The sequence below is a fragment of the Pseudoalteromonas rubra genome (genome assembly GCF_004212645.1).
Classification (GTDB): domain Bacteria; phylum Pseudomonadota; class Gammaproteobacteria; order Enterobacterales; family Alteromonadaceae; genus Pseudoalteromonas; species Pseudoalteromonas rubra_G.
In genome coordinates this window covers 64,831-89,355 of the sequence record NZ_PPUZ01000010.1, presented here as the reverse complement: position 1 = coordinate 89,355, position 24,525 = coordinate 64,831, and the positions used below count along the sequence as shown (strand labels likewise).

Here is a 24,525-nt window from a genome sequence, read left to right as displayed (position 1 = left end):
AATAACATGAGCAACGAAATCAAAACTCAAGTTGTTGTACTAGGCGGTGGTCCTGGTGGTTACTCTGCAGCATTCCGTGCAGCAGACCTAGGTTTAGAAGTTACATTGATCGAATCTCGCGATACCCTGGGTGGTGTGTGCTTGAACGTAGGTTGTATTCCTTCAAAAGCACTTTTACACGTGGCTAAGGTAATCGACGACGCAGCTGAAATGGCTTCACACGGTGTAACTTTCGGTGCTCCTCAAATCGACCTGGACAAAATCCGTAGCTGGAAAGAGTCTGTAATTGGTCAGCTGACAGGCGGTCTGTCTGGCATGGCGAAAATGCGTAAAGTGAAAGTAGTTAGTGGTTACGGTAAATTCACCGGCTCTAACTCTATCGCGGTTGAAGGTGCTGACGGCACAACGACTGTCAACTTCGACAACGCCATCATCGCAGCAGGCTCTCAGCCTGTAAACCTGCCTTTCATTCCAGAAGATGAGCGTATCATTGATTCAACTGGCGCACTTGAGCTCAAAGACGTACCAGAAAAACTACTTGTTCTGGGTGGTGGTATCATCGGCCTTGAGATGGGTACTGTGTACCGTGCACTGGGCTCGCAAATCGACGTGGTTGAGTTTGCAGACCAGCTGGTTCCTGCGGCTGACAAAGACGTTATCAAGATTTACCAGAAGTACGTGAAAGACAAGTTCAACGTGATGCTGTCTACTAAGGTTGTTGCGGTTGAAGCGAAAGAAGACGGTATCTACGTTTCATTCGAAGGCAAGCAAGCACCAGAAGGCCAGGTACGTTACGACAAAGTATTGGTTGCGGTTGGTCGTACGCCTAACGGTAAACTGCTTGACGCAGACAAAGCAGGTGTTGCGGTTGACGAGCGTGGCTTCATCAACACTGACAAGCAAATGAAGACTAACGTAAACCACATCTACGCGATTGGTGACATCGTAGGTCAGCCTATGCTTGCGCACAAAGCGGTTCACGAAGCGCACGTTGCGGCAGAAGTGATTTCTGGTAAGAAACACTACTTCGATCCTAAGTGCATTCCTTCAATCGCGTACACAGATCCAGAAATCGCATGGGTGGGTGTGACTGAGAAAGAAGCGAAAGAGCAAGGTCTGAGCATTGAAACTGCGGTATTCCCGTGGGCAGCTTCTGGCCGTGCAATTGCTTCTGCACGTACTGAAGGTCAGACTAAGATGATCTTCGACAAAGAGACTGGTCGCGTGATCGGTGGTGCTATGGTTGGTATCAACGCTGGTGAAATGCTGGGCGAGATCGGCCTGGCAGTAGAGATGGGGGCAGACGCAGAAGACGTGGCACTGACTATCCACGCTCACCCAACGCTGAACGAGTCAATCGGCCTGGCGGCTGAGATCTTCGAAGGTTCAATCACTGATCTGCCGAACAAAAAGGCAGTAAAGAAGAAGTAATTCACACTTCTTATTGAACTGAAAAACCCGGCTTAAATAGGCCGGGTTTTTTGTAACGGATATATACCAAGCATCACGCACTTGTGTCGATGCCGGGTTGCAAAGGGCAGCCCTGATAGCCTTTTAACACATCCAAAAAACTCTCTAACTCCTGAGTATCATTGCCTATACTGCGCTCAAAGGCAATCTCTCGCGCAATTTGCGATAACAAACCTGTGCTTTGTGAACCCTGAAGCTCACCATCAACCAATTTAAACGTATCATGGGGCAGTCTGAAGAGCAGCCGCTCATCTCCTGTTGACTGGATCAGTGCATTGAGCTCGTTCAGACCAAAACGATTCATGTCTACGGATCTGGCTTCACTGAGTGTTGTGCTCTGTGGCAACGTGTTGCCGTTTGTCGCCTCCATAGTAGCGCTTTGCTTTGCAGGCAGGGCGTATGTGGTATTAAAACCGTCTACTTTCATCTCTCATTTCCTTAAGTGCTAGGTTGCACTTTTACTTAGATATACGAAGCAAAAACCGTACACATAAGGAGCTGGTAATTAACTCAGTGCACATTGTCACCATTCAGTCACTTTGTTAGTGTTAGTTTGGACCAAAAATAAAAACAACCACAAGGAATTTGTTATGACGGTTAAACCGCTTCAGGCAGGCATCGTTTTATGTGCATTGAGCACAGGTGTACAGGCAGGCAATCAAGATTTCGACGCCACGCTGGCGTGCTATACACAAGCACAGCAACCTGGCATAGCCGTGCGGCTGGAGCAGGGCAATAAGCTGATTTACAGCAAGGCTGCGGGTCTGGCTGATATCAAGCGCAAATTGCCACTCAATACCGAGCAGGTTTTTCAGATTGGCTCTATCACCAAGCAATTTACGGCCGCGGCCATTTTGCAACTGGCTGACAGAAAAAAGCTGTCAATACAGGATCCGCTGGGAAAATACATTCCGTCACTGAGCCCTGACTATGCCAAAACCTTAGTCGGCGAGTACCAGTCAGCCGGACAGCCGCGCCTGCATGTAACCTATGAAGATGGCGTTCTGTACGGGCAAAAAGGAAATAGCGAAAAACGCAAACTCATCGCCAGAGCTAACAACGCGTTTTCGCTTGAATGCACACAGAATTATTACCAGCTCAGTGTGACTGAAGGCAAAACCAGCCTGACGCCCATCGGACTTTATCGGGGCAAGGGCAAGCCTTTGTTTAAGTTGTAAGTGGCTACTGCTTATTGAAAACGTATATTTGAGCCTTGTATTTGGCTACAAAGGCTCAAGCGCTCCTCCTTTTAGTCCGAGAGTAGATACCGGCTCAAGGCGGGTATGACTGAGCAGGTCACTAATATTGGTTTAAACCTCGGCTCCTGAACTCCATGACTACGCAGGCTCATCCAGATCCTGATTGTTAACAATGAATTTATTGTCAAAGTTTGCGGCTATAAAATTTTTGTCATCTTGGAGTCTAAGGTGTGGTCAAAATAGTCCGAATAGCCTTGATGGTATCTGCTCCTATGTCGTTAATTGAGCCAAGGAGCGATTACTATCCAGCCTGTTCAGTTTAGCTCACCGCAGCCATCCCGGCCCTGTCGCAAATCCCTTTATCTAATAACTTTGTCTGTTATTTTATTTGCCGACTAATAACAAATATAAAAGGAAGGGGTATGAAAAAATCTATACTGAGTCTGAGTTTGGCGTCGATTATGGGGGCCGTGACTATGGGGGCTCAGGCGGCGGATCATGCCAGTTTGCTTAAGCAGGTGGAGCCTAAAGTGATTGAGTGGCGCCGGGATATTCACCAAAATCCTGAGCTGGGAAATCGTGAGGTGCGCACCGCGGCTAAGGTGGCTAAACACCTTAAAGCGCTGGGGATGGAAGTAGAAACCGGGATTGCTTACACCGGTGTGGTGGGCATGCTCAAAGGGGCTAAGCCCGGGCCAACCGTGATGCTGCGTGCCGATATGGATGCGCTACCGGTGACCGAGAAGAATGACCTGCCGTTTAAATCCACCAAAACCACCAATTACCGGGGGGTAGATGTGGGCATTATGCATGCCTGTGGTCATGATACCCATGTGGCCATGTTGATGGGCGCGGCTGAGGTGCTGGCGGGCATGCGTGATGAGCTCGCAGGCAATGTAATGTTTGTCTTTCAACCTGCCGAAGAGGGGGCACCAGAAGGGGAAGAGGGCGGCGCAGAGTTAATGCTCAAAGAAGGGATCTTTAAAAAGTACCAGCCCGATGTAGCGTTTGGTTTGCACATTACCTCTAAGCTCAATGTGGGTCAGCTGGGATATCGCAGTGGGCCGACCATGGCCAGTGCTGATCGCTTCGAGATCAGTGTGAAAGGAGAACAAACTCATGGTTCTACCCCCTGGGCCGGCGCCGACCCAATTGCCGCTGCGGCGCAGATAGTGTCCGGGGTAAACCACATTGTTAGTCGTCAGATCAATATTACCAAAGAGCCGGCGATAGTTTCGTTCGGCAAAATTGCCGGGGGGGTGCGCAACAATATCATTCCCGAAGAGGTAAATATGGTCGGCACCATACGTAATTTTGATATGGACAACCGCGCGCAGATCTTTGAGAAGATCACCCATACCGCCGAGCATATTGCACTGGCTTCCGGCAACAAGGCTGATGTAAAGATCATTGAGGGTTATCCGGTGACGGTGAACGACCCGGCTCTGACCGCGCAAATGTTGCCCACCCTGGAGAAGGTATTCGGCGCACAGGGCATGATTGAAATGCCTAAGGTGACGGGGGCTGAAGATTTCTCGTTTTACGCCATGGAAGTGCCCGGGTTATTCGTGTTTTTAGGTGGCACAGCCAAAGGAACCGACCCAAGAGAGGCGGCTAGCAACCATTCTCCCTATTTTATTGCTGATGAATCGGCGTTTAAATTGGGCACGCGAGCGCTGACCGAGTTTACGCTGGATTATATGGCTCAGGCACGATAGTAAATGGTGTGGATTTAGTATGAAAACACTATACCGGCTGGTGTTTTTTGTAGGCAGGTAAGCGGTGAAAAGAGAACTAAAATGATGCGACGTAGTCGCATCATTGCTTTAAACTTAGTGGCAGGTATACGTGCCACAGTTGGTGTCATTCGGGTCTGACGGACAGTCGAACGAACCACAGTATACAACGCGTGTGGGCTCACAGTGACCATAGTGTGACCACTTATCACCACCACCGATTTCAGCAGTTTTTGTTGCCGGGATGGTTGTCAGGTCTTTCGATAAACTTTTAAGTTTCTTTTTAGATATTTTAAGTTTCATTACTATTTCCTTATTTTTATTTGTGCATTAAATGCCCATGCATGTTTGCATTTTAGAGGAGGTTAGTAAATAAATTGTTTTGCAAAGATTTGTAGCTTAATGTAAAGGATGGCTCTTATACGTTTTAATTGGCTTTGGCAGCGTGTTGTAAACCGAATGCTCGTTAGTACACTGTAATACTTAGACATCCCCAGCATATACGTACAGGTATTTCATCCGCACATCAACAGATGTGATGATATTCGAAGGTAAAATGCTGCCTGATATGGACCACATAACAACCGTCTTTTACGTCTTCGTGTTGCGGATCAGCGTTATCAAACATGGCAAGATAAAAGACTTTGAACCTGAGATATGCCAGTGCGAAAAATGCAAGAAGCCGCCGATAGACTCGGCGGCGCTCTGGTTAATCCACCAGTATTTGCAATATCAAGTCATCAAAATAGCTGTCGTTATCGCTGCCGTGATTACGTGTTCCCAGCAGAACAAACTCGATGTAGGCCGTGTCTTTGGGTAGTTGTGTTTGCCCGGATAGCGCTGTCCATTGTGCCGCTACGGTGCTGAGTTTTTCACTTTCACCCAGCAGCTGACCACGGTTATCCTGGTAGCGCAGTTGTAGTGCGGGGATATCTTTGCCGCTGTAGTTACGTAATTGGCCACCATAACGGGCGCTAACCCGGCCTGCTGCAATTAAACGGCTGTAGTGCTGCACCGAGATTGTTTGGCTTACCTGACCCTGAGCCGATTCTCCATTGCAGACACCACCAACGGCGAAAAACCGCTCACCAGTTGCCGGGGGAATTGAGTCACATTGTTTATTTGTTAAAGACTCCACCGGACCGGGGCCGCTCCAGCCCTGAATACCGGCTTCTGCGCCCGGGTTTTGCAGTAGATTGCCTGAATTGCCCGGTTGCTGCGTAATGAAGTCGTCCGCCACGCCATCAGGCCCTCTGTCTGAGACTGTGGCACAGTCGCTTTGCTCGGCAAGCCTAAGTGCTAAATTGTCAAAATAGCTGTCGTTGTCGGTGCCGCTGGTGCGCAGGCCCGTCAGCACAAAATCAATATAACGGGTATTAGCAGGCAGCGCAGTTTCCTTAGCATAGCGTTGCCAGCTGGCCGTAGCGCCTCTGACCTCGGTGGTGGTGCTCAGCAGCGCCAGATCCGCATCGCGAAATTCGAGCGCAAAAGCAGGAATATCGCTGCCACCCCAGCTGCGCAGCCAGCCTGCGTACAGGGCCTTGAGTGTGCCATTGTCTATGCTGGCCGCCCAGTTGCTGACATCAACACGCTGATATGCGCGGCCACTGTTGCTTTCATTGTCACATACGCCCCCGACGGCAAAGAAATGTTCACCCTGATGGGGTGACACTGAGCCACAGGCTTTATCTGTCAGGCTTTCCAGCGGTCCTTCACCTTGCCAGCTGTCGGTGCCCAGCTCTGCACCGGGGTTTTGCAGCAGGTTATCGGTCAGGTGTGTGCTGTCTGTAGTGGTAAACGGGTGTGGCTGTGACCAGTCACTCCAGGCCAGTGAGCGGTCCCGCATACGCATGCGCACGCAGTATTGAGCGCCGGGTGCCAGCTGACCGAGTGCAAAGCGGTTTGGCGCCAGCCCGGCTCGCGTATCAACGCCGTCCCAGATATTTTCGTGCTGATACCAGGTATCCAGCAGCGGTTGGCTGAAATCGTCACAGTGGTTACTGAGTTGCCAGTGAGCAGCGCCAAACAGGTCTTTGTCGGGATCGGCAAATAAGGTGGCGACTGCGTTGGCACAACTGGCCGGGACTTGTCCTGTGGGGGCCAATATTTCAGGCGTAAACGGTGCAGTGTTGTTTAATCTTACCGTCAGAGTGTCCTTAACTTGGCTGTTCAGTGGCACCTGCTCATCCCCCATTGAAATGCGCTTGAGCTCAAAGGCCGGGTCGTCACCTGCGGTAACATCGACCACCACAAAGCCGTATTCGTCTTCACTGACCGAGAACTCGGTATAGTCGCGCTGGGCAAATTCACCAAAATAATCCAGGTTGCCCCCGGCGGAGGCCACATTCACCATAGTGTGATTGTGATCCCGGCTGGTGCCGCGAGAATAGGCATGTGTGTGACCAAAAAAGTGAATACTCGGTTTGTTGCAGCGCGTTGAAAAGGCCTCGAGGCGTTCAACAATTTTACCGCTGTAGTCGGTCTCACCGGCTATCCACATTTCTGATTTATGCGGGTGGTGCATCTGGGCAAAGACAAAATCGGTTTGCGCACGCAGGCAGGTTTCGGCTAGTACTTTGTCCAGCCAGACGAGCTGTTCATCAATGCGGTAATTGGTATTGGTGTCGAGCGACAGCACTCGGATATTGGAATGATCCTGATACCACCAGTGTTCTTCATAGCCCGGCGTGCCGTTTTCCGGCAGCCGGAAGTATTTAAAGTAAGTGGGCGTATCGCGCTCATGGTTGCCAGGAGCCGGGTACAGAGGCACTGAGCTGGCCAGCGCCGCAATGGGTGAAAAGAAGCTGGTGCGCCAGCTGTTGTAATCCTGGCCATTGTCGACTAAGTCGCCAGGGATCAGCGTCATATTCAAACCATCGTGTAATTCGAGCCCCAGTGCCTGTTGCACATAAGGTAACACGCCCTGATTAATGATTTCGCTGAACTTACCCGGATTGCTGGAGTCGCGTTGCATATCACTGATTGCCAGAATGCGACTGCGCTTCTCGGCAGAGGCCAGCGGCGGGGTTCTGAATTTATGAACATGGCTGTAGGTATCACCCGTTCTCACCCGGTAGAAATACACAGTATCGGGTGCCAGGTTAGTGAGCTGAACTTCGTGAATGCGGCTCAGCAGATAACCCGTTTCGCTGGAGCCGCTGGCTTGCTGGCCCAGCTGTGCCGTGGTGCCCCATTCAACAATGGACTCATCACCACTGCTGGTTTCCCATTTGATCCAGATGCTGGTGGGGGTGGCTGATTGCAAATAGGGGTGGACTGCCAGCCCTTCGGTGTGGGCGTGCGCCTGACCTGCCGCCAGTAACACACTGAGCGACAGTACCCGCAGATTCAATGTCATGTTGGTTTCCTTGGTATTTGAACGAAATGCGGGATTATCCGGGGAACAGGTGTATTAAAAGTGTAAACGGTGTGAATTTTTAACGTCTTATTTATGACCCGCATCGTCTGGGTTCTGTGATATAGTGACAGCCACTTTTACCACCAGGGCATCCATGCGTTCATTCACACTCTGTGTGGTACGCGGCCTTCTCCACAAACAAATTAAAAGGTCCGTAATACCATGAAAAAAATCGCTATTCTGGTCGATGTCCAGAATATTTACTACACCATCCGCCAGGCCTATGGCAGAAGCTTTGATTACAACGGCTTTTGGCAGCAAGTGCTTAAAGACCGCACTTTGTACCGGGCTTTGGCGTATTCCAGCGAGCCCAATGCGCCCAAGCAGCAACAGTTCCAGAATATTCTCAGAGCCATCGGCTTTGAGGTCAAACAAAAACCCTATATTCAAAGAGCGGATGGCTCCGCCAAGTGTGACTGGGATGTGGGGATCACCCTGGATGCCATGGAGTGCGCACCTCATTGCGATGTGGTGGTGTTACTGACTGGAGATGGTGACTTTGACTTGCTGGCCGAGCGTATTCAAAGCCGCCATAACTGTGAGGTCGAGGTGTACGGAGTGCCCCAGCTGACTGCCAACTCGCTCAAGCGCGCGGCCACCCGTTACATAGCCATTGACGAGCGCTTATTGCTAAATGCAAAGCCAAACCACAATAAAGCCGGCCAGTAGAGATACGATAAAATCTCTAAATTCTCAAAGAAACTGTAGCAGATCAGCACCGCCATCAGGCACAAAGCGGTCTGTGCAGTTTTAGAATCCTGCGACGCCCACAGTAAATAAACACTCGATACCAGCATAGGAATGGCCAGCGCTACTGCCCCGACAAGGCCTTTGACAAACAATAGTCCGTACCAGCTGTGGTGCGAGCCGATGGGCATAAATTCCACCATTTTAGGGCCACGCTCAACAATCCCGTGCCCCCAGATGGGCGCTTCGGCTTGCCAGCGCTGAATGGCAATATTGGCCAGCGCTTTGCGCACTCGGGTAGAGCCCGGGCGTTGTTGTTTTACCGCCTCGTAGGAGTCCATCACTGCATTATAAATGGGCTCGCCCAGCAGTAAAATCAGCGGGATGGTGATCCCGAGCAGCAGCAACATCCAGGGCTCCTTAAACTTATCGCTGAACAGTACCAGCGGAAACATCATAATGAAAATCGCGATACCGGCGCGCGATTGTGACAAGATCAGCATGGCCCAGCAGCCCGCGATTGCCCAGCGGCGAACCTGGGCGTTTTTTTCTTGCAAACAAAACACCAGGTAGATGCAGGCCATAAAGCCGGCAGCCGGTGCCCAGGGGGTAAAGAAGCGCCAGCGTCCGGCGCCTGTTTCGGGATTGATGCCGTAAAAACTGACCATAAAAAAGCTCTCCCCTGGTCCCCCAATCACTTTCAGCGGCGACAGGAAGATATCACCCGGTAGCTTAACCACATAAAACGCGACGGAGATCAGTGAGAAGATCAGCGTGTGAATGGCAATAATGCAGACTCCGCGGATCACGACTTCTTTGCGAATTTTTGCCAAAGCGGCAATCACAGGGAAAATTGCCAGCAGCGCCCAGCCTTTCATCCAGCCGATGGTCGACTTAATGGTTTGCCCAACGCCCAAAGACCAGTCGCTGTGGGCGATCAGCAAAGCCACCAGCATCAGTAACATGGCGACTATCCACATCCAGATCATCGGCGACAGCGGCCGGGGCTTGGCATTTAAGTCCAGGTAGCAGCGCATCAAGACCACCATAAAAATCAGCCAGCCAATGATGGAACCCATCACATACAACATGCCCAGCATAAAAGTGGGGTAGGTAAGCACCAGACCTGCCCAGACCAGCTTTTCTTCCGTGCTGATAAAGCGCTTGTCCTTAAAGGGTAGATAGGCGGTGAATAGCATGCCGGCCTCCGCTAGTCAGGTTGTTTCATCACCACCGAGATGATCACCCGACGTTTGTTGATCATTAACACGCCCATTGATAAGAAGATCATCGCGGCCAGTGCTGCGGCAACGGCAATGGACTTTTTCGGAGTGAACGAGTTGGTGGGCAAAGACGGTGGCGACATTAACTGGATCACCGGATAAGAGGCAAAAATATCCGCTTTACCAGCCTCGAGGCGTGCCACGGCTGAGGTGAATACGGCTTTGGCCAAATCAAACTCACGCTCCAGACGTTCCAGCTCCGCCGCTTCTCTGGCGTAGACTTTCAGCTTTTCATTCAGCAGCTGTACTTCGTTTTCCAGCTCAACCAATTTTGCTTCTGAGCCTTTTTTAGCCGCAAAGGCGCTGATCAGATCGGCAAACAATTGCGCGCGATTGGGGTTAGAGGCAAGATCTGTGGTGTGAAACGCATGGGCGGCGTTGATCCCAACCAGGCCTTCTGAGCGGGTTCTGAGCGCCATTTTCGACTGCTCAAAGCGCGCCAGCTCGGCTTTTACCATAGGATGACCATCATCCCAGCGAGACCGGTATTCGCTCAGCTGGGCGGCGCTTTTGTCCAGCTCAGACAGGTAAGCTCTGAATTCTCCGTCCGATTGCAGCACAAAGGCCTGGCCCGCCATGGAGGGCGATACCCCTAAGTCAACACTGAGCTGGCTAACAAAATACTCAGCGCGGCCAATTTCGGCTTTAACGATGGCCACCTGCTCTTTAAGGTTAGACAGGGTGCGCATTTGCTGATCAAGCTGGTCGCGGCTGATCAGCAAAGAGCGCTGCTGAAAGTCTGTGATGTTACTGCGGGTCAGATTAAGGCGTTCTCGGTACTGGTCCAGCACAGATTTGATGCTGGCATCGCGACGCTGTACTTCGTCGGCACGCAGGTGGTCCAGCTGGTCCTGCAATGCGTTATAAAGCGCCCAGGCTTTTTTCTCGGCAATACGCGGGCTGGCACCGGTGATCTCAATATTTAAAATTGAGGTTTGCTCAGTCAGGCGCACTTTAGGGCGGCCAAATTCTTTAGCCGACAGACCCATTGAACTTGCTGCATTGTCGATGAGGTTTTTACTCATCAGCATTTCTTTGTAATTGACTCTGGGGTTATACCCTTTGCCAAACGGTGCACTGGTGGATGACACCACCTGGCCCACCTCATCAAGCGAGACATTGCTGTTGGCGCCGGTGCCGGGCAACACCATATCCAGGTCGCTACGGTATTTAGCTGGCTGTTGCAGGTAGGCAAACACCAGCAGTAAAATAATCGCGTAGCTGACCAGGCAAGTGACCAGGTAGGGCTTGCGCAGGGTACGGTAAATCGTGGCCCTGAAGCGTGAATAGGGCGTGGTTACCTGAAGTTGCGTGTTCATGAGTCCTCCTTACTCAGCAAAGAGAAGGGTGAAACGATATCTAACAGCGTCCGGGCGATATCACGTAGATTGGTGATATCTGAATCATAGCAGGCGATGGCATCGTTCGGCATTACATAAGGGTTAATGTGGTCACGATAAGACTTACGCATCAGCTCTTCTACCGAGCGCTCTATCACCTGGGTTTTGCCGGTCAGCGGGTGGTTGCTGACCAGCACAATGCGACGCGGTGCATTGGTATATTCTTTACCACCCACACAGTTGGCAGAAATAGCGGCCTGCAACAGCCGGGTGCCGTAAGGCAGGTTGCTAGAGAAGCGGCCGATGGCGGCATTGGCATTACTCATTGAAGAGTCAATCAGGTTAGACATAAAGACCCGGAAGCCTTTTGGCGTGATCTGTGACGGCTTCACCAGGTTGGGCTGAAAACAGCCGGTGCTGGGTACTATTACCTGATCGCCGGCAATGAGGACATGATCTTTGACCGGCTGGCCGGTCATAATACCGGTCAGATCCGCTTCGATGCGCCAGCCCTGGCGAACCAGGATCACCTGGTCCAGTTTGGCATCGGGGCGGACACCGGCCGCAGCCCGAATGGCCTCTGACAGCAGGCGCTGTTTTGAATGGTCGCCCGACGCCGCCACCTGCTGATCTAGCAGCTGTTCCGGTAACTTGGCATTGATGGTGACACGGCCCGGCGAAAAGACCGCGCCTGAGACAGGCACCTCTATGGCGGCCCAGGTTTTCACTTTAACAGTGACATCCAGCGTCTGAGCACGGAAGATTTTGGCACGAATAAGCGCCAGCTCCACTTTTTGCGCCAGGGCCTTGGTGGTTAAACCTGCGGCGTAGATGGGTTCAATCACAGGTAGTGTCAGTGCGCCTGAGCTGTCCAGCACATAGTCGCCGTTAAAGCCTTCGCCGTATTCCATTCTGACCTGAATAAGGTCGCCCGGGCTTAACGGTGCTGCACCGAACGCGCCTCGGTAGCTTGATTCATTAGGGCTCAGGCCCGGCGCTGCCAGTGGAATAGGCTGGTCAACCCGAAAGTTAGCCGCCGCTGCAAAGTTGTCGGCATCGGTGCAGCTTAAACGTGATGCAAACACCGAGTGTGACTGGTTGAACTGAGTGCCTGTGGCGTGTGGCATGCCATAGAAATCGTCCTCGTCGTAATCGGGGCTGAGTGTGCAGCCAGTGCCAAGCATACACAGTACAAGCGCAGAGATGCGGGTCATCAGGGTGGTTGTTGAAGTCGCTTGTGTCATGGTTTGCTCCTTGGCAGTAGTCTTACTCAGTGTTCTTAGCATGACAGGAGCATAATCTAAGCCAATTTTATTATTCCTTATTAAACAATGTTTTGTGGGTTTTTGAAGGCGTTTTGCACGGTGTTTTTTTGTATTTTGCAAAGCAATTTCAAAATGAAAAAAGCCAGCAAATGCTGGCTAAGGGCCATTGATGCGAGGTGCGTTATCAGTTGCCTGATAACGGTGCAGGCCCGGGAGCGAAGGGTTAGCTGGTTGGGTGCTTGTTCGCCTGACCAAGGGTGCGCATGGCCAGCTTCTCTGCACGGTCGTACAAGGATTTTGGCAGCAGACTGGTCAGGGCACAGCACCAGGTCAATGCGGTGCGGCCGGGTTCTTCCAGTAAAATCCGAATGTCGGTAAACAGCGCTTTATGGATAAGTTTAAGTGCCGCTGCGGTATTGCGGGATTGCACGGCACGACGGCTCAGATATCTGAGCTGATAAGCACGCGCGAGCGAACCACATTGTTCAAAAAACTTTGCGTGGCTGCGTTTATGTTTTTTAACCGCACTTTCCCAGCTCTGATATTGCTTTTGCAAATTGGCGGATAAGCCACTGGCATTGACGCGATAAAAGGTCAGCGGCTCAGGGATCCCGGCAAAAACGGCACCGCTGTTCAGCGCCAGGCGCAGCCACATCTCAATGTCTTCAGACTGTCTGAGGTTTTCATCAAAATACTGTCGCCAGCTGCGGGTTTCGTCGTGAAAGGCGACCTTTTCCAGCGCGGCTGCACGTATGACCGGTGCGGAGCCATTGCCTACCGGGTTACGGCAAAAAATGGTTTTGGCGTCTATATTGTCTAATTTTGGAAACTGACCAATCCCCAGTTGTTTATTGTCATCGTCAACAAACAAGGATGGACAGTAGCTGACGTCAACATGAGGGTTGCGATTCAGGTGGGCAATATGTTTTTCGAGCTTATCGACGGCCCAGTAGTCGTCGGCGTCCAGCAAAGCAATATAAACCCCGCGGGCGTTGCGGATCCCGGTATTACGTGCTCCGGACAGGCCGCGGTTTTGCTGACGAATAATATGGATCCGGTGATCTTTATAGTCTCTCAGGTAGTTGAGTGTGTTATCGCTACAGCCGTCATCAACGCAGATCACTTCAAAGTTGTGATAGGTCTGGTTGAGCACCGAGCAGATGCATTTATCAATATATTTTTCAACGTTGTACATAGGGATGACGATACTGACAACGGGTTTCGAGTTAATCACATAGTTAGTCATAATGGGCTCCGGATCATGAGGAAGATTTTGCTGCGCCGACATCACAGCGTCTCAGCGCAAAGTCTGCCAAAGGGAAGAGCAGCCACAGTGCGCTGCAACTCACCAGTACTGCGGCAAGTAAAACGGGTTGGTCAGGCTGTAGCATTAACAGCCCGGCCAGTGAAATCAGTAAGCAATAAGCATTCAGTTGGCACTCTCGGGCAAAGCGGCCATTGGCACGTTGCATCACGGCGTAGTTGTCGGTCCACACTGTGCTGGTGGCTATCAGGCACAGCAGTGCGCTGGTGGTAAAGCTGCCCTGCCAGTGTTCACTGAAAAGCACTGGCACATACCAGGGCACCAGCAACGCCTGAACAATAAAAATGGCAGACACAGCCGCCGTAATGGCGAGCAGCAGCTGGCTGTGTCTGCTAGCAAAATTGCCTGCGTTTTTCAGTTTGCAAACAAAGGGGTAGAGGGCAGTGGTGTAAGCCTGAGCAACCGATATCGCCAGTCCAACTCCCACGCTTTTGGCAAAGCTGTACAGGCCGAACAGTTCTGGGCTCAGCAAGCGTGCGGCGACAAACATGTCCATATTGACACGCAGCGAGCGCAGAATTTCGCTGCCAGCGAGCTGGGTGGATGCTTTAAGTAATCGGGTAAATACGACTTTGCTGAACTGACCTGTCATGGCCGAAGTGGGGACAAAGGCAAAGCAGCCAAGCCACAGCAAGGTGAAGGCCCATTTGCCAATCACCACGGCCAGTAATCCAGCGTCGAGATACAGCGCAGCAGCCAGGGCTAAGTTTTCGGTGATAATGCAGACGCTGCTGATCAGGCCGAACAGGCCCATTTGGTTGCGCCGTTGCATCAGGAAAACCTGATTACAGACCAGTGGAAAGACCAGGTAGGTCAGCGCCATCAAGGCAATCAGCACAGTCATGTCCTGACCTGGAAACAACCAGCTGCTGGCCAGTGCCACCAGAATTTGCACCAGACATAAGGCAACACACAGCAGCCACTGTAATAACCGGCCGTTTTTCAAAAAAGCGGGTAATTCGTCATCGCTGGCCCGGATCACCTGTGCGCCAGCACCAGAGCGCAGTAGTAGCCTCAGCACTTCGTGCACGGTCAGCGCCAGCATGGCCGTGCCATACTCAGTGGCAGACAAACAGGCTGCCATCGCCATGATGCTGATCAGCCGCGAGGCCTTGGCAACCACCTCGGCACCGATCAGGTAAGAGGTATTGCTGAGCAGGGTCCGCATGGTGCTGGTTGGGTGTGTCATGGCATTGCTCTCTTGTTATCAGATACCTTTACTAACCAAAATCCGTACCAAGGCGAGCTGAGGTTGTAAAAGAATTCAAGAAAGCTGATTAGCTATCTGTTTTTTATATACTTTATTTGTAATTTAGATTGCCTGATTTGATAGCGAGGGGTGTATGCAGAAGGTGTTTAGGTAAAACTTAAGGTATGCAGATCGCATTTTGCGACTGGGGTTTTGCAATTTGCGATCTGCGAATGGGAGAGCGCCCGATAAAATCAGGCACCCGTATTTTTATCACCCCATTGCTGTATTTTGCGGTACAAGGTTGAGGGGCTGACTTCCAGCAAGCTGGCGGCTTTCACCACGTTGTCGTCGCACGCGGCAATGGCTTTTTCAATGGCGATACGTTCGACTTCGGCAAGCGAGCAGATCTGACTTTCAGATGGGATCTCGGCAGCCTGTTGAGATGGTGCATAACCGCTTTGCTGCACGCTCTGTGATGGCTGCGGTGGGCTGCTGCGCATCGCGCCTGATTGACCATTGAGCAGTGCCTGGGCATCGCTGGGTTTAAGTTTAAGCTGCATTTGCAACGTGTCTTCGGTGATCAGTGGCCCGTCGGACATCACCACACAGCTGTGGATGAGGTTTTCGAGCTGGCGTACGTTGCCCGGCCAGTCGTAGCGTAAGATCAGCTGCTCGGCGGCGGGTGAGAAGCCCACAAACACTTTGTTTTCAACTTCGCTGAACTTACTCAAAAAATGCTGTGCAATTTGCAGCGCATCGTGATCTCGCTCATGCAGCGCCGGCAAATCAATGGCAATCACATTCAAGCGATAAAATAAGTCTTCCCGTAAACGCTGATCCGCAATCGCCTGGTGCGGCTCGCGGTTGGTGGCACAGATAAATCGTACATCGACCTTTTCCTCTTTACCGCTGCCGACCTTCTGAAAGGTGCCAGACTGCACAAAGCGTAAGATCTTGGCTTGCAGGTTCATATCCATTTCGCCAATTTCATCGAGAAACAGGGTGCCGCCATCGGCCTGAGTCGCAGCCCCGTCGCGGTTGGTAACCGCCCCCGAGAAGGCGCCCTTGATATGGCCGAAGATTTCAGACTCCATCAGCTCGCTGGGGATGGCGGCGCAGTTAATACACACCAATGGTTTATCTTTGCGGGTGCTGGCGCGGTGAATGGCGTCGGCGGCCAATTCCTTACCGGTACCACTGGGCCCGGTGATAAACACATTGGCCTGGCTGGGACCGGCTTTTTCAATCGCCTTGTAGACCATTTGCATGGCGATGGAGTCACCCACAAAGCGGTAAAATTGCGATTTGAGCGAGCTGCGATAACGCTGCAGGCTGGCACGTAACATATTGCGTTCGGCCACCAGCATTTTGGTTTGCACGGCCTGCTCGAGCGTGAGTTTGATATTGCTCATCTCGAAGGGCTTTTGCATATAGCCCCAGACCTTGCCCTGGTTAATGGCATCAATGAGATCTTCAACCTCGGTAAAGGCGGTGAGCATCATGCGAATGGTATCCGGAAAGCGCTCGGCAACCTGAGCGAGAAATTCTATCCCCGACATATTGGGCATCATTTTATCCGACACCACCACATCGATGGGGTGTTGTTCTAACAAGGCCAGGCCTTCCTCGCCACTTTGCGCGGTATACACAGTGTAGGGCTCGTGTTTTAGCGCCCGCGTAAGTGAACGTAAAATAAGGGGCTCGTCGTCGACGAACAGCAAGGTGATGTTAGTAACCGGGTCCATGTAATCCTGCCTGAGTTAACGCGTGTTAATAGAAGTATTACACAGTCTTAGACAAATTGAAGCATTAATAAACAAGCAACGGCACAATGAGAAAACCGCTGCTCAGTAGTCACTGACCAGCGGTTTGGCGAGGAAGCGATTAAACGGCTCAGTTAAACTGGTGTGCTACTGTGGTTGCCTGCATCGTCAGTTCGCTCAGCAAATGATTGCTTTGCAGCATGCCATCAACGCTAATCAACAGGGTCTGGTAATTGACCGGTACATCCAGTGTCAGCGTGAGCTGGCCTGCACTGTTAAAGCGCGTGGTTGCCAGCAGCGCTTTATCGGCCAGCGCTTGATCTTCATAGCTTTCAACCACCTCATGCAGGGCGTAGATTTTGACCATTTTATTGGCCAGAGAGTCGCCAAAAACATCCTGTCCGCCCAAGTCCAGGGTCACGGATTTACTGGTGCTGAAGTTAAAATCGGCTTTGACGTGCAAGTCGTTGGACGTTTCGGCCGCACTGTCCAGCCGCGCTGGATCCGGGTCGTAATTTGGCGCAGGCTCGGCGGGTTGCGCCGGGGTTGCGCTACTGTCATCCGTTTGCGCCTGTGGCTGCGTGTTCGCAGTCGGTGCCGGTGTTGTAACCGTGCTACTGGATGAACTCGCCGGACTGGTGCTGGCAGGCCCGGATGAGCCGCCTTCACCACCACCGCCACCGCAGGCGCACAAGGTTAAACACAGTAGGGTCAGGGTCGAAACTTGGTTAAATGTTGTCATGGTTGTGTCCTCTTAGTGTGCGCTGAATGTGTGGGTGGTGCGTTCGTTGGTCATAAACCAGTCCTGCGCCTGCTCGCCGTTGCTTTCTACCCAGGTCTCATAGGCCGGGTAGGCCCAGATAACATCAAGATACTCTCTGGGGTAGTGCCAGTCGTTACTGATCATCAGTGCCCAGGGCAGGTTTTCGGCGGTTCTGAAATAGCGGTTGGCTTGCGCATTTGAGGTGTCATCGGCGGTACCAAAGCGACTGCTATCAAACTTGTCTGTTGGCGGGTAGTCCGCCAGGTGGATCTCTAGTGAGCGATCCTGGGTACGATACAGGAAGAAATCAAAATCACTGATGCTGAGTGCATCCAGGCCTTGTGTGAAACTCACATCGAAGGTGTAAGGCACCGGCTCAAAGTAATCACAGGTCATCACCGTATTAAAGTGCTGACATTGGCCAGATTGCCCGGTGGTGGTGAATACATGGGTGTTACTCCACAGCGATAAAACCGCGTTGCTCTGTCCGCTTTCAGCGGTTTTGCCGAAGCTTTGCCCGTCTATGGTCAGGCTGGCTTGTTTGATGAGCCCGGGCTCACTGTTCATCAATCGCAGACCAAAGCCATTTTGATAGGCGGCGCCGCGTGCAGTGATCCAGCCATTGATGATAAACCCGCTGATCTGGTTATCGGCATTGTAGGTCATGCGAATACGCTGCTTCACCACTAAGTCGTTGAGGTCATGGTCGCCCCGCGCAGGCCAGTTATCTTCAAAGGCCAAAGTGGTTACCCCTTGTGCGCTGGGGAAATACTGGCTGTAAGCGCGGTTAAAGTCGTTGGGGAATTCATCCAGTTCATCCTCAATGCCATCGGCGTCGCTGTCGTTTTGCTCGGGCATAACGGTCAGGTTGAGTGCAGAAATGGCAGAAGCCGGTGAGCTTTTCACGCTGAATACGGCATCGTTGAAATCGTTGTCGCCCCAGGTGCGTGGCAGGTCTTCAAAGCCGATAACCACTTCCTGCTGGGCTTCATCCAGCAGCAAAACACAGTGCTGACGCAGCGTCTCGTTGCTTTCAGGGTTCAGGTTCGACAGCGAGTAGTAGTAGGGTGTTTTAAATGGCTTAACCCCGGTGTCATACCAAAAACCATTGGCAGCGATAAAAAAGCCAATACTGGTGCCTGCCCCAAATTCACCTATGCTGACACGGTGCCCGTTGGTCAGGTGAGGGTAACTGAGGTTAGGGAAAACGATGGTTTCCTGCACGTCTTCAGGGGTTTGCGGTGGGTTTTGCGGATCAAAGGTAAAATAACCAAACGAGTTTTTATAGCCCGCGCCTTCGTGAATAAAGGTAATGAAGACCTCGGCATCTTCGCTCAGGTGGATGGTAGAGCCGGCATCACCGGTGATAAATGCCTCGTTGATTTTAGCCTCGGGCAGTGCGTTTTGGATCCGCTGAAAAAATTCACGGCTATATTCATCACGTGCATACACCATAGAATCTGGCTTGCCGGTAGACTGGTTGTAGCCAAACGGCCAGGCCTGGCCAGACTGGAATTGCCAGACATACTGACCGTCGATTTGCTCTACGGCGCCAGCTGCAAACGATAATAGCCCAGAGGCGATTAAGCCAGTGGCCATCAAGGGATAAAGAGTGTTAGGTAAATTCATCATATTCGCTCCGATTGAAAGTCAGTTTTTTCTATCTGAGTTCGATATTTCATGAAGCGTGCCAAAATTTAATCTTTTTATTTTCAATGGGTTATGTTTTTTTCTCTTGTTGTTCTCGGGTTTTTCGCAAATTGCACTGCATTGCGCTTTGCAAACAAAAAACCGCGCAGGTAGGGCGGTAAAACAACCAAAGCAGCCTGCCTGTAGCGCGCCGCAGGATATTTTCAATGATCGGTGCAATACTTGCTTAACAGGGATAAGGCACAAAGGAGGTAAGTATGCACTTTGCTCAATCAGACACTTTGATATTCTCTGTGGCACTGAATGGCTATCAGTGGCGCTACCGTCGTTATCTGAACAGCCAGCGCGAATACGCAAAGCGGATGGGATACGATTATGTGGTGGTGACCCGTCCCTGGCTGAACCGGCTTGGCGCTGAGTGTTGCTGGCTTAAATTGTTTTTGCTCAAAGCGGCGTTACAGGCCGGTTACCGGCAGGTGTTGTTTGTGGATGCCGATGCCTGTATTCAGCCAGCCTGCCCGGCGCTGGATACCCTCTATCAGCCAGACAAGTTTTTGTATCTTGCCAGAGGGTATAGCGGGGCGTTTAACTCAGGTGTCATGTTAATGCGCAACTGTCCTCAGGCGATTGCCTGGCTGGATACCCTCATCACCTCTATGACAGAGCCCGTGGCCGAGTCACAGGGGATTGGCTGGGGCGAAAACGGACATGTGATCCATTATGCCACGGGCTGCGCAGGCGTGGCCGAGCTGCAAAAGCACTGGAACAATACCTTTGATGCACAACTGGATGACTATATTCGTCACTTTAACTATGGCCCCCTGAAGTGTTCGCTGCTGGATAAGTGCTTTCATACTGCCATCTTCAAATGCTCGCGCCTGCTGCTGGGCTATAGTTTGTCCCGGCCCGAAGAGCAGGCAGATAAACTGGCTGTGGTCCAGTCACGTGTCCCAGGGGCTCTGGCACAGATCCAAACCCTTTATCCACATTACTTTGCGAAATGCTGAGGGTTTTTAAAAAGAGCGGAGGGTTTTTAAAAAGAGCGGAGGGTTTTTAAAAAAGAGCTGAGGGTTTTTCAAAATAAAAAAATTCTCAAAATGCAATGCAGTTTACGCGCTTCATGTTCCCGATAAACTTCAAATAGTCTCTATAAAACAATGGGTTAAAGTTTGGCACGGTCTTCGCTATCTCCTTAGTGTAATTCACTAAACAGCGGAGGATGCGATGTCACCCTATCTTAATACTCAGTCATCACAGGCAGGCCATACCAGCGTTAAGACAGCACTGCGTGTTAGCGCAGCCCTGTCACTGATCATCGCCCTGTTGCCGCTGTTTATCGTCAATACGACTGCGGCACTGCTGTGTTTTAAAGCACCGCTGCGTCGCCAAACCTGGATTGATATCAGTGCGCGGCCCGTGCGTCTGCTCAGCTGGCAGGTCGGCGTGTGTAAATGCAGCGCGGCGCTGTTCAATGTCTTGAGTGGCTCAATCCACTTTGTTGGCAATCCTTTAGTACGAGCCGGAGTCAGTATTCCTAAAGTAACGCGGCTGCGCTCACCTTGTCACATGCCCGGGTTATTTGATGGCTTGTGGCTGCGCAGCCTGACCGGGCTGAATACCGACACACCACTGACATTATTACAGCAACAAAGCCGTCAGGGTACTGCTGCCGATGTGTTGCTGATCAGCAAAACCCTGTTGTGTCTGTGCCTGTATCGCAAGTCTGCAAACATGCCACAGCACAGTACCCTATTTGGTATTCCCTTTAGTAACACACAGATGCAAAACGCGGTTGACTGGGTGGTGCAGGACAACGAGCAGCAAACATGTCGCTCGGCCTATTACATCAATGTTAACTCGGTCAATCTGTCAGCCGGTAACGCGCAGTTGTATCGGGTTTTGCAAGCCAGCGACCGTAACTTTATCGACGGCTCGGGCATGCGGATCGCGGCGCGTCAGGCGGGGATGAGCCTGGCTGATAACAACAATGGCACCGATATGCTGCCTGTACTGTGCCGCGCCGCCGTAACACATCAACGTTCGTTATTCCTGTTGGGGGCACAGCCAGGCGTTGCACGCCTGGCCGCTGATAACCTATGCGATACCTATCCGGGATTGCGCATTGCGGGTGTGCAGCACGGCTACTTCGATGACGACCAGGCCGTTGTTGATCAAATCAATCAAAGTGGCGCCGACATAGTGCTGGTCGCGCTGGGCTCGCCGCGCCAGGAGATCTGGATAGACAGTCACAAACACAAGCTCCACGCCCAGTGTGCGCTGGCGGTTGGCGGCTTGTTCGACTTTTTCTCGGGCAACATAGCGCGTGCGCCAATGTGGATGAGAGAGCTGGGCCTTGAATGGGTGTGGCGTCTTATCCAGGAGCCTAGAGCCAAGTTTCATCGTTATGTGCTCGGCAACCCCGTTTTTCTCTTTCGAGTTTACGTTTTACAACAAGCTTTGCGAGGACTTTAATCATGTATAGCATCAAAAAAACCACAGCAACTCAGTTCACCCCGGTATCATCATCTGTTTCTGAACAGACAAAACTGGACGGTCGTCACCATGGTATCCCGGCCTGCTTGCAACGCCTGGCTGCGATCAGCGGATTATTACTGCTCAGCCCGTTTTTACTGCTTGTGATAGTGTTGATCAAGCTGGAGAGCCAGGGCCCGTGTGTGTACAAGCAGGTTCGGGTAGGCAAGCTGGGCCGTCGCTTTACCATGTATAAGTTCCGCTCTATGTATATGCCAAGCGATCCGCGATTTCGCAATCCGGATCCGGCGCAAAGCGACCGCGAAGGGGTCTGTGCTAAGTATCGTAACGATCCGCGTATTACCCGCATTGGCGCATTTATTCGTAAATATTCCATTGATGAGTTACCTCAGTTAATGAACGTGGCACGTGGCGACATGCTGTTAATCGGTCCGCGTCCGGCGCTGGAAAATGAAGTCAATGCGTATCAACCTCACGAGCTGGGACGTCTGAACAGCGAGCAGGGTTTGACAGGTCTGTGGCAGGTAACAGGTCGCGCCGATACCACGTTTGCGCAGCAGGTTCAGCTGGATAAACAGTACATCGTAGAGCAAAGTGCGCTGAACGATGTATCGATTTTACTTAAAACCATTCCTTGTGTCCTGGGCGCCAAAGGAGCCTATTAACCCCAACGGGAGTGATAATGTTGCACTTAACTTGTGTTTTGCCATAAAACCACCGCTCAGCCGGTGGTTTTTTATTTTGAACAGGGTCATTTCTATTTTGCTAATTGTGAAAAAATAACGCGTTGCCTTTTGCAAATTAGTCCCGACAAAAAACGAGAAAAACACAAAAAACTCAATAAAAACAGTGGTGTAAATTTTGGCATGAGTGCTGCAATAACTCAGTATCTTAACTTAACGAGGCAGCACAATGGCAGCAAAAAACAAAGCTTATATTGTTGGCTACTACGGCATGCGTAACAGCGGTGATGATGCGCTCATGCTGGCATCGGTGATGGGCGCCCGGCATTTTCTGAACAGCGAGCAGGTGACGGTCAGTGCCCCAGCAGGCGACCCTCTGGTGAACCAGTTAAATTGCAGTGGGCAACAACCCCTGTTGTTTCGGGGTCATCAACGACTGTGGCACTATCGCCATGCCTATGGCGCACAGCATGTGATTTTTGGTGGTGGCTCTGTGCTGCACAGCAGCCGCGATATCGCACTGAAGCGTCACATGATGGCACTGAGTGGTCGCAACCAGGCGATGGCGCTGGGCGTGGGCATTGAGCCGTTCAAAACCCTGGATGACGAACTGCAATGCAAAAAGTTTCTCTACGAATGTGGCCTGGTCACACTGCGTGATAAGCAAAGCTACGACATTGCAGAGGCGCTGGCTCCGCATGCCAATCTGAAGCACACCTTTGACCTTGCACCTTCTTTGTTGCATCACCTTAAAGGGAGACTGAATCCGGTGGCGCGTCAGGGCATTGCCTTTAACTTTTGTCCGCAATCCATTGATGCATTTGGCGCGGTTAATGAGCACAACGAGCTGCGCCGGATTGCCAAAGCGGTGGACCTGATCACCACGGTGTGGAGCTTTACCAATGAAGACATCTATCTGATTGACCTGAACGATCAGGCACAGGGCAGCGACCGGGCCATTCACGACGAAATTGAGGCGCGCCTGCCTGATTATGTGACGGTTAAACGGATCCGCTATGTACCGAACCCAGCCAGTATCTTGCAGTGTATGGCGATGTTCAGGGTGGTCGTTGGAATGCGATTACATGCACAAATTTATGCCTATATGACGCAAACGCCCTTTATCAGCCTGCAATATCACGCCAAGTGCACGCAATGGTGTGAGCAAATTGGTCTGCCCGAGCAGTACGCGTTTGATGCCAATGAGTTTAACCCGGATACCTTGTTTCGGGTGATGTATCGGGGTCTGGATCGTGGCTTTGACGCGCCGCGTCTGGCCATAGCTCAAGCCACTACTTTATCCCTTTCTAACTGGAGCGAACACTATGAACACCATCCAATTCACAGTCGTTATTCCGCTGTACAATAAAAGCGAGTGCATTGTCCGGGCACTGCAAAGTGTTCATGCACAGCACCATCAGGCCGCTGAAATCATAGTCGTTGACGATGGCTCGACCGACGATAGCCCGCAAAAAGTGATTGATCTGGGCTTGCCCAATTTACGTCTGGTACGTCAGACCAATCAGGGTGTCTCTGCTGCGCGTAATAAAGGGGTTAAAGCGGCAAGCAGTGATTATGTGGCATTTTTGGATGCCGATGACACCTGGAGCCCGTTCTTTTTGGCACGTATGGCTGAATTGATCCAGCGTTTTCCGCAGGCAGGCCTGTTTGCGTCGCGCTATCAAAAGGTACTGGATAATGGCGAATATATCGACGCCAAAATCGCACTGACCAACTGGGCACCCGAAGGGTATGAAATGGACAACTACTTTGAGGTGGCGGCGAATGGTGATCTACCCTTTACCATGTCGAGTTTAGTGGTCGACAAAACCACGTTCAAGCAGTTAGGCGGTTTTCCTGTGGGCGAATGGATGGGCGAAGATCAGAGTTTCTATGTGCAGGCTGCCCTGAAGTCACGCATCGTGTATTCTCCGGCCATTGAAAGCTTTTATTTTCTGGGCGCGCCGGGCAGTGCCTGTGATAAGGCACCACCCACTCAGATCTGTCCGTTTGCCGAGCGCCTGCTCAGCGCCATTAAAAACGGCGAGGTGGCGCACACTGCGATGGCTTATAAATATGTCGCGACCCACATCTGCGACCTGGCCAAGCGCAACATTAAGCATCGCTTATATGGCCAGGCGTTGCGACTACTGGCCAATCCGGTGGCACGCGCCAAGCCATTGCACTGGAGTGCCTACCTGACGCTGAGCGTATGCCGCAGCACCTTGTCCAGAGTGTCGTTTGGGCTTATTCGGTAGG

Annotated in this window: 20 protein-coding genes; 9 read left to right on the top strand and 11 right to left on the bottom strand. The window is 51.6% G+C overall.

The window, feature by feature from the left end; all coding sequences use genetic code 11:
* Positions 1–6: 6 nt before the first annotated feature.
* On the top strand, positions 7–1,431 hold the full coding sequence (gene lpdA / locus C3B51_RS04210) for a dihydrolipoyl dehydrogenase (protein ID WP_046003627.1): 1,425 nt from the start codon (positions 7–9) through the stop codon (positions 1,429–1,431).
* 73 nt (positions 1,432–1,504) lie between these two features.
* On the opposite strand, the gene C3B51_RS04205 is transcribed toward lpdA, so the two are convergent.
* Positions 1,505–1,897, bottom strand: a complete 393-nt coding sequence (locus C3B51_RS04205) for a hypothetical protein (RefSeq protein WP_130244280.1) — start codon at positions 1,895–1,897, stop codon at positions 1,505–1,507.
* Positions 1,898–2,060: 163 nt separating this feature from the next.
* Here C3B51_RS04205 and C3B51_RS04200 point away from each other — a divergent pair, with 163 nt between their 5' ends.
* Both C3B51_RS04200 and C3B51_RS04195 read left to right on the top strand, forming a co-directional pair.
* Positions 2,061–2,648, top strand: coding sequence for a serine hydrolase domain-containing protein (locus C3B51_RS04200; RefSeq protein WP_130244279.1), 588 nt, complete (start codon positions 2,061–2,063; stop codon positions 2,646–2,648).
* Between the two features lie 482 nt (positions 2,649–3,130).
* Complete coding sequence (locus tag C3B51_RS04195) at positions 3,131–4,387, top strand: amidohydrolase (RefSeq protein WP_430929832.1); 1,257 nt, start codon at positions 3,131–3,133, stop codon at positions 4,385–4,387.
* A gap of 114 nt (positions 4,388–4,501) precedes the next feature.
* Here C3B51_RS04195 and C3B51_RS04190 read toward each other — a convergent pair whose 3' ends face one another.
* On the bottom strand, positions 4,502–4,708 hold the full coding sequence (locus C3B51_RS04190) for a hypothetical protein (protein ID WP_130244277.1): 207 nt from the start codon (positions 4,706–4,708) through the stop codon (positions 4,502–4,504).
* Positions 4,709–5,114: 406 nt separating this feature from the next.
* Positions 5,115–7,763 (bottom strand): purple acid phosphatase family protein, encoded by a 2,649-nt coding sequence (locus C3B51_RS04185; protein WP_130244276.1) that lies wholly within the window; start codon positions 7,761–7,763, stop codon positions 5,115–5,117.
* Between the two features lie 222 nt (positions 7,764–7,985).
* Between C3B51_RS04185 and C3B51_RS04180 the strand changes: the two genes are divergently transcribed.
* Positions 7,986–8,492 (top strand): NYN domain-containing protein, encoded by a 507-nt coding sequence (locus C3B51_RS04180; protein ID WP_130244275.1) that lies wholly within the window; start codon positions 7,986–7,988, stop codon positions 8,490–8,492.
* On the opposite strand, the gene C3B51_RS04175 is transcribed toward C3B51_RS04180, so the two are convergent.
* The 8 genes from C3B51_RS04175 to C3B51_RS04140 form a co-directional block, all read right to left on the bottom strand.
* Positions 8,426–9,709, bottom strand: a complete 1,284-nt coding sequence (locus C3B51_RS04175; RefSeq protein ID WP_130244274.1) for an O-antigen ligase family protein — start codon at positions 9,707–9,709, stop codon at positions 8,426–8,428. The genes C3B51_RS04180 and C3B51_RS04175 overlap by 67 nt on opposite strands.
* Positions 9,710–9,720: 11 nt before the next feature.
* Positions 9,721–11,112: a GumC family protein gene (locus C3B51_RS04170; RefSeq protein ID WP_130244273.1), complete on the bottom strand. Its 1,392-nt coding sequence runs from the start codon at positions 11,110–11,112 to the stop codon at positions 9,721–9,723.
* Complete coding sequence (locus tag C3B51_RS04165) at positions 11,109–12,377, bottom strand: polysaccharide biosynthesis/export family protein (protein WP_130244272.1); 1,269 nt, start codon at positions 12,375–12,377, stop codon at positions 11,109–11,111. Before C3B51_RS04165 ends, C3B51_RS04170 begins: the two co-directional genes overlap by 4 nt.
* Before the next feature lie 244 nt (positions 12,378–12,621).
* Positions 12,622–13,644 (bottom strand): glycosyltransferase family 2 protein, encoded by a 1,023-nt coding sequence (locus C3B51_RS04160; RefSeq protein ID WP_130244271.1) that lies wholly within the window; start codon positions 13,642–13,644, stop codon positions 12,622–12,624.
* A gap of 13 nt (positions 13,645–13,657) precedes the next feature.
* Entirely contained in the window at positions 13,658–14,911 is a 1,254-nt protein-coding gene (locus C3B51_RS04155) for an oligosaccharide flippase family protein (protein ID WP_130244270.1), read from the bottom strand.
* Positions 14,912–15,165: 254 nt separating this feature from the next.
* Positions 15,166–16,659, bottom strand: coding sequence for a sigma-54-dependent transcriptional regulator (locus C3B51_RS04150; protein WP_130244269.1), 1,494 nt, complete (start codon positions 16,657–16,659; stop codon positions 15,166–15,168).
* A gap of 148 nt (positions 16,660–16,807) precedes the next feature.
* The gene (locus C3B51_RS04145; RefSeq protein ID WP_130244268.1) at positions 16,808–17,419 is read right to left on the bottom strand and encodes a hypothetical protein; all 612 of its coding nucleotides are present in this window, start codon (positions 17,417–17,419) and stop codon (positions 16,808–16,810) included.
* A gap of 12 nt (positions 17,420–17,431) precedes the next feature.
* Positions 17,432–19,072, bottom strand: a complete 1,641-nt coding sequence (locus C3B51_RS04140; protein WP_240701848.1) for an LruC domain-containing protein — start codon at positions 19,070–19,072, stop codon at positions 17,432–17,434.
* Between the two features lie 275 nt (positions 19,073–19,347).
* Between C3B51_RS04140 and C3B51_RS04135 the strand changes: the two genes are divergently transcribed.
* The 5 genes from C3B51_RS04135 to C3B51_RS04115 all read left to right on the top strand — a co-directional run bounded on the left by C3B51_RS04135 (position 19,348) and on the right by C3B51_RS04115 (position 24,524).
* Positions 19,348–20,097 carry a hypothetical protein gene (locus tag C3B51_RS04135; protein ID WP_125779531.1) on the top strand — a complete coding sequence of 250 codons (750 nt, stop codon included), beginning with the start codon at positions 19,348–19,350 and terminating at the stop codon, positions 20,095–20,097.
* A 217-nt stretch (positions 20,098–20,314) separates the two neighbouring features.
* The gene (locus C3B51_RS04130; RefSeq protein ID WP_130244267.1) at positions 20,315–21,562 is read left to right on the top strand and encodes a WecB/TagA/CpsF family glycosyltransferase; all 1,248 of its coding nucleotides are present in this window, start codon (positions 20,315–20,317) and stop codon (positions 21,560–21,562) included.
* Between the two features lie 2 nt (positions 21,563–21,564).
* Positions 21,565–22,248 carry a sugar transferase gene (locus C3B51_RS04125; RefSeq protein ID WP_130244266.1) on the top strand — a complete coding sequence of 228 codons (684 nt, stop codon included), beginning with the start codon at positions 21,565–21,567 and terminating at the stop codon, positions 22,246–22,248.
* 247 nt (positions 22,249–22,495) lie between these two features.
* Positions 22,496–23,635, top strand: a complete 1,140-nt coding sequence (locus C3B51_RS04120) for a polysaccharide pyruvyl transferase family protein (RefSeq protein WP_130244265.1) — start codon at positions 22,496–22,498, stop codon at positions 23,633–23,635.
* A complete protein-coding gene (locus C3B51_RS04115; RefSeq protein WP_130244264.1) occupies positions 23,592–24,524 on the top strand; it encodes a glycosyltransferase family 2 protein in 933 nt (310 codons plus the stop codon). The genes C3B51_RS04120 and C3B51_RS04115 overlap by 44 nt, the downstream gene beginning before the upstream one ends.
* The last annotated feature ends 1 nt before the right edge of the window (position 24,525 follow it).

Bases quoted from the DNA above. Each gene is read 5' to 3' on its own strand.
- lpdA (WP_046003627.1), top strand. From the start codon at position 7: ATGAGCAACGAAATCAAAACTCAAGTTGTTGTACTAGGCGGTGGTCCT.
- C3B51_RS04205 (WP_130244280.1), bottom strand. From the start codon at position 1,897: ATGAAAGTAGACGGTTTTAATACCACATACGCCCTGCCTGCAAAGCAA.
- C3B51_RS04200 (WP_130244279.1), top strand. From the start codon at position 2,061: ATGACGGTTAAACCGCTTCAGGCAGGCATCGTTTTATGTGCATTGAGC.
- C3B51_RS04195 (WP_430929832.1), top strand. From the start codon at position 3,131: ATGGGGGCCGTGACTATGGGGGCTCAGGCGGCGGATCATGCCAGTTTG.
- C3B51_RS04190 (WP_130244277.1), bottom strand. From the start codon at position 4,708: ATGAAACTTAAAATATCTAAAAAGAAACTTAAAAGTTTATCGAAAGAC.
- C3B51_RS04185 (WP_130244276.1), bottom strand. From the start codon at position 7,763: ATGACATTGAATCTGCGGGTACTGTCGCTCAGTGTGTTACTGGCGGCA.
- C3B51_RS04180 (WP_130244275.1), top strand. From the start codon at position 7,986: ATGAAAAAAATCGCTATTCTGGTCGATGTCCAGAATATTTACTACACC.
- C3B51_RS04175 (WP_130244274.1), bottom strand. From the start codon at position 9,709: ATGCTATTCACCGCCTATCTACCCTTTAAGGACAAGCGCTTTATCAGC.
- C3B51_RS04170 (WP_130244273.1), bottom strand. From the start codon at position 11,112: ATGAACACGCAACTTCAGGTAACCACGCCCTATTCACGCTTCAGGGCC.
- C3B51_RS04165 (WP_130244272.1), bottom strand. From the start codon at position 12,377: ATGACACAAGCGACTTCAACAACCACCCTGATGACCCGCATCTCTGCG.
- C3B51_RS04160 (WP_130244271.1), bottom strand. From the start codon at position 13,644: ATGACTAACTATGTGATTAACTCGAAACCCGTTGTCAGTATCGTCATC.
- C3B51_RS04155 (WP_130244270.1), bottom strand. From the start codon at position 14,911: ATGACACACCCAACCAGCACCATGCGGACCCTGCTCAGCAATACCTCT.
- C3B51_RS04150 (WP_130244269.1), bottom strand. From the start codon at position 16,659: ATGGACCCGGTTACTAACATCACCTTGCTGTTCGTCGACGACGAGCCC.
- C3B51_RS04145 (WP_130244268.1), bottom strand. From the start codon at position 17,419: ATGACAACATTTAACCAAGTTTCGACCCTGACCCTACTGTGTTTAACC.
- C3B51_RS04140 (WP_240701848.1), bottom strand. From the start codon at position 19,072: ATGATGAATTTACCTAACACTCTTTATCCCTTGATGGCCACTGGCTTA.
- C3B51_RS04135 (WP_125779531.1), top strand. From the start codon at position 19,348: ATGCACTTTGCTCAATCAGACACTTTGATATTCTCTGTGGCACTGAAT.
- C3B51_RS04130 (WP_130244267.1), top strand. From the start codon at position 20,315: ATGTCACCCTATCTTAATACTCAGTCATCACAGGCAGGCCATACCAGC.
- C3B51_RS04125 (WP_130244266.1), top strand. From the start codon at position 21,565: ATGTATAGCATCAAAAAAACCACAGCAACTCAGTTCACCCCGGTATCA.
- C3B51_RS04120 (WP_130244265.1), top strand. From the start codon at position 22,496: ATGGCAGCAAAAAACAAAGCTTATATTGTTGGCTACTACGGCATGCGT.
- C3B51_RS04115 (WP_130244264.1), top strand. From the start codon at position 23,592: ATGAACACCATCCAATTCACAGTCGTTATTCCGCTGTACAATAAAAGC.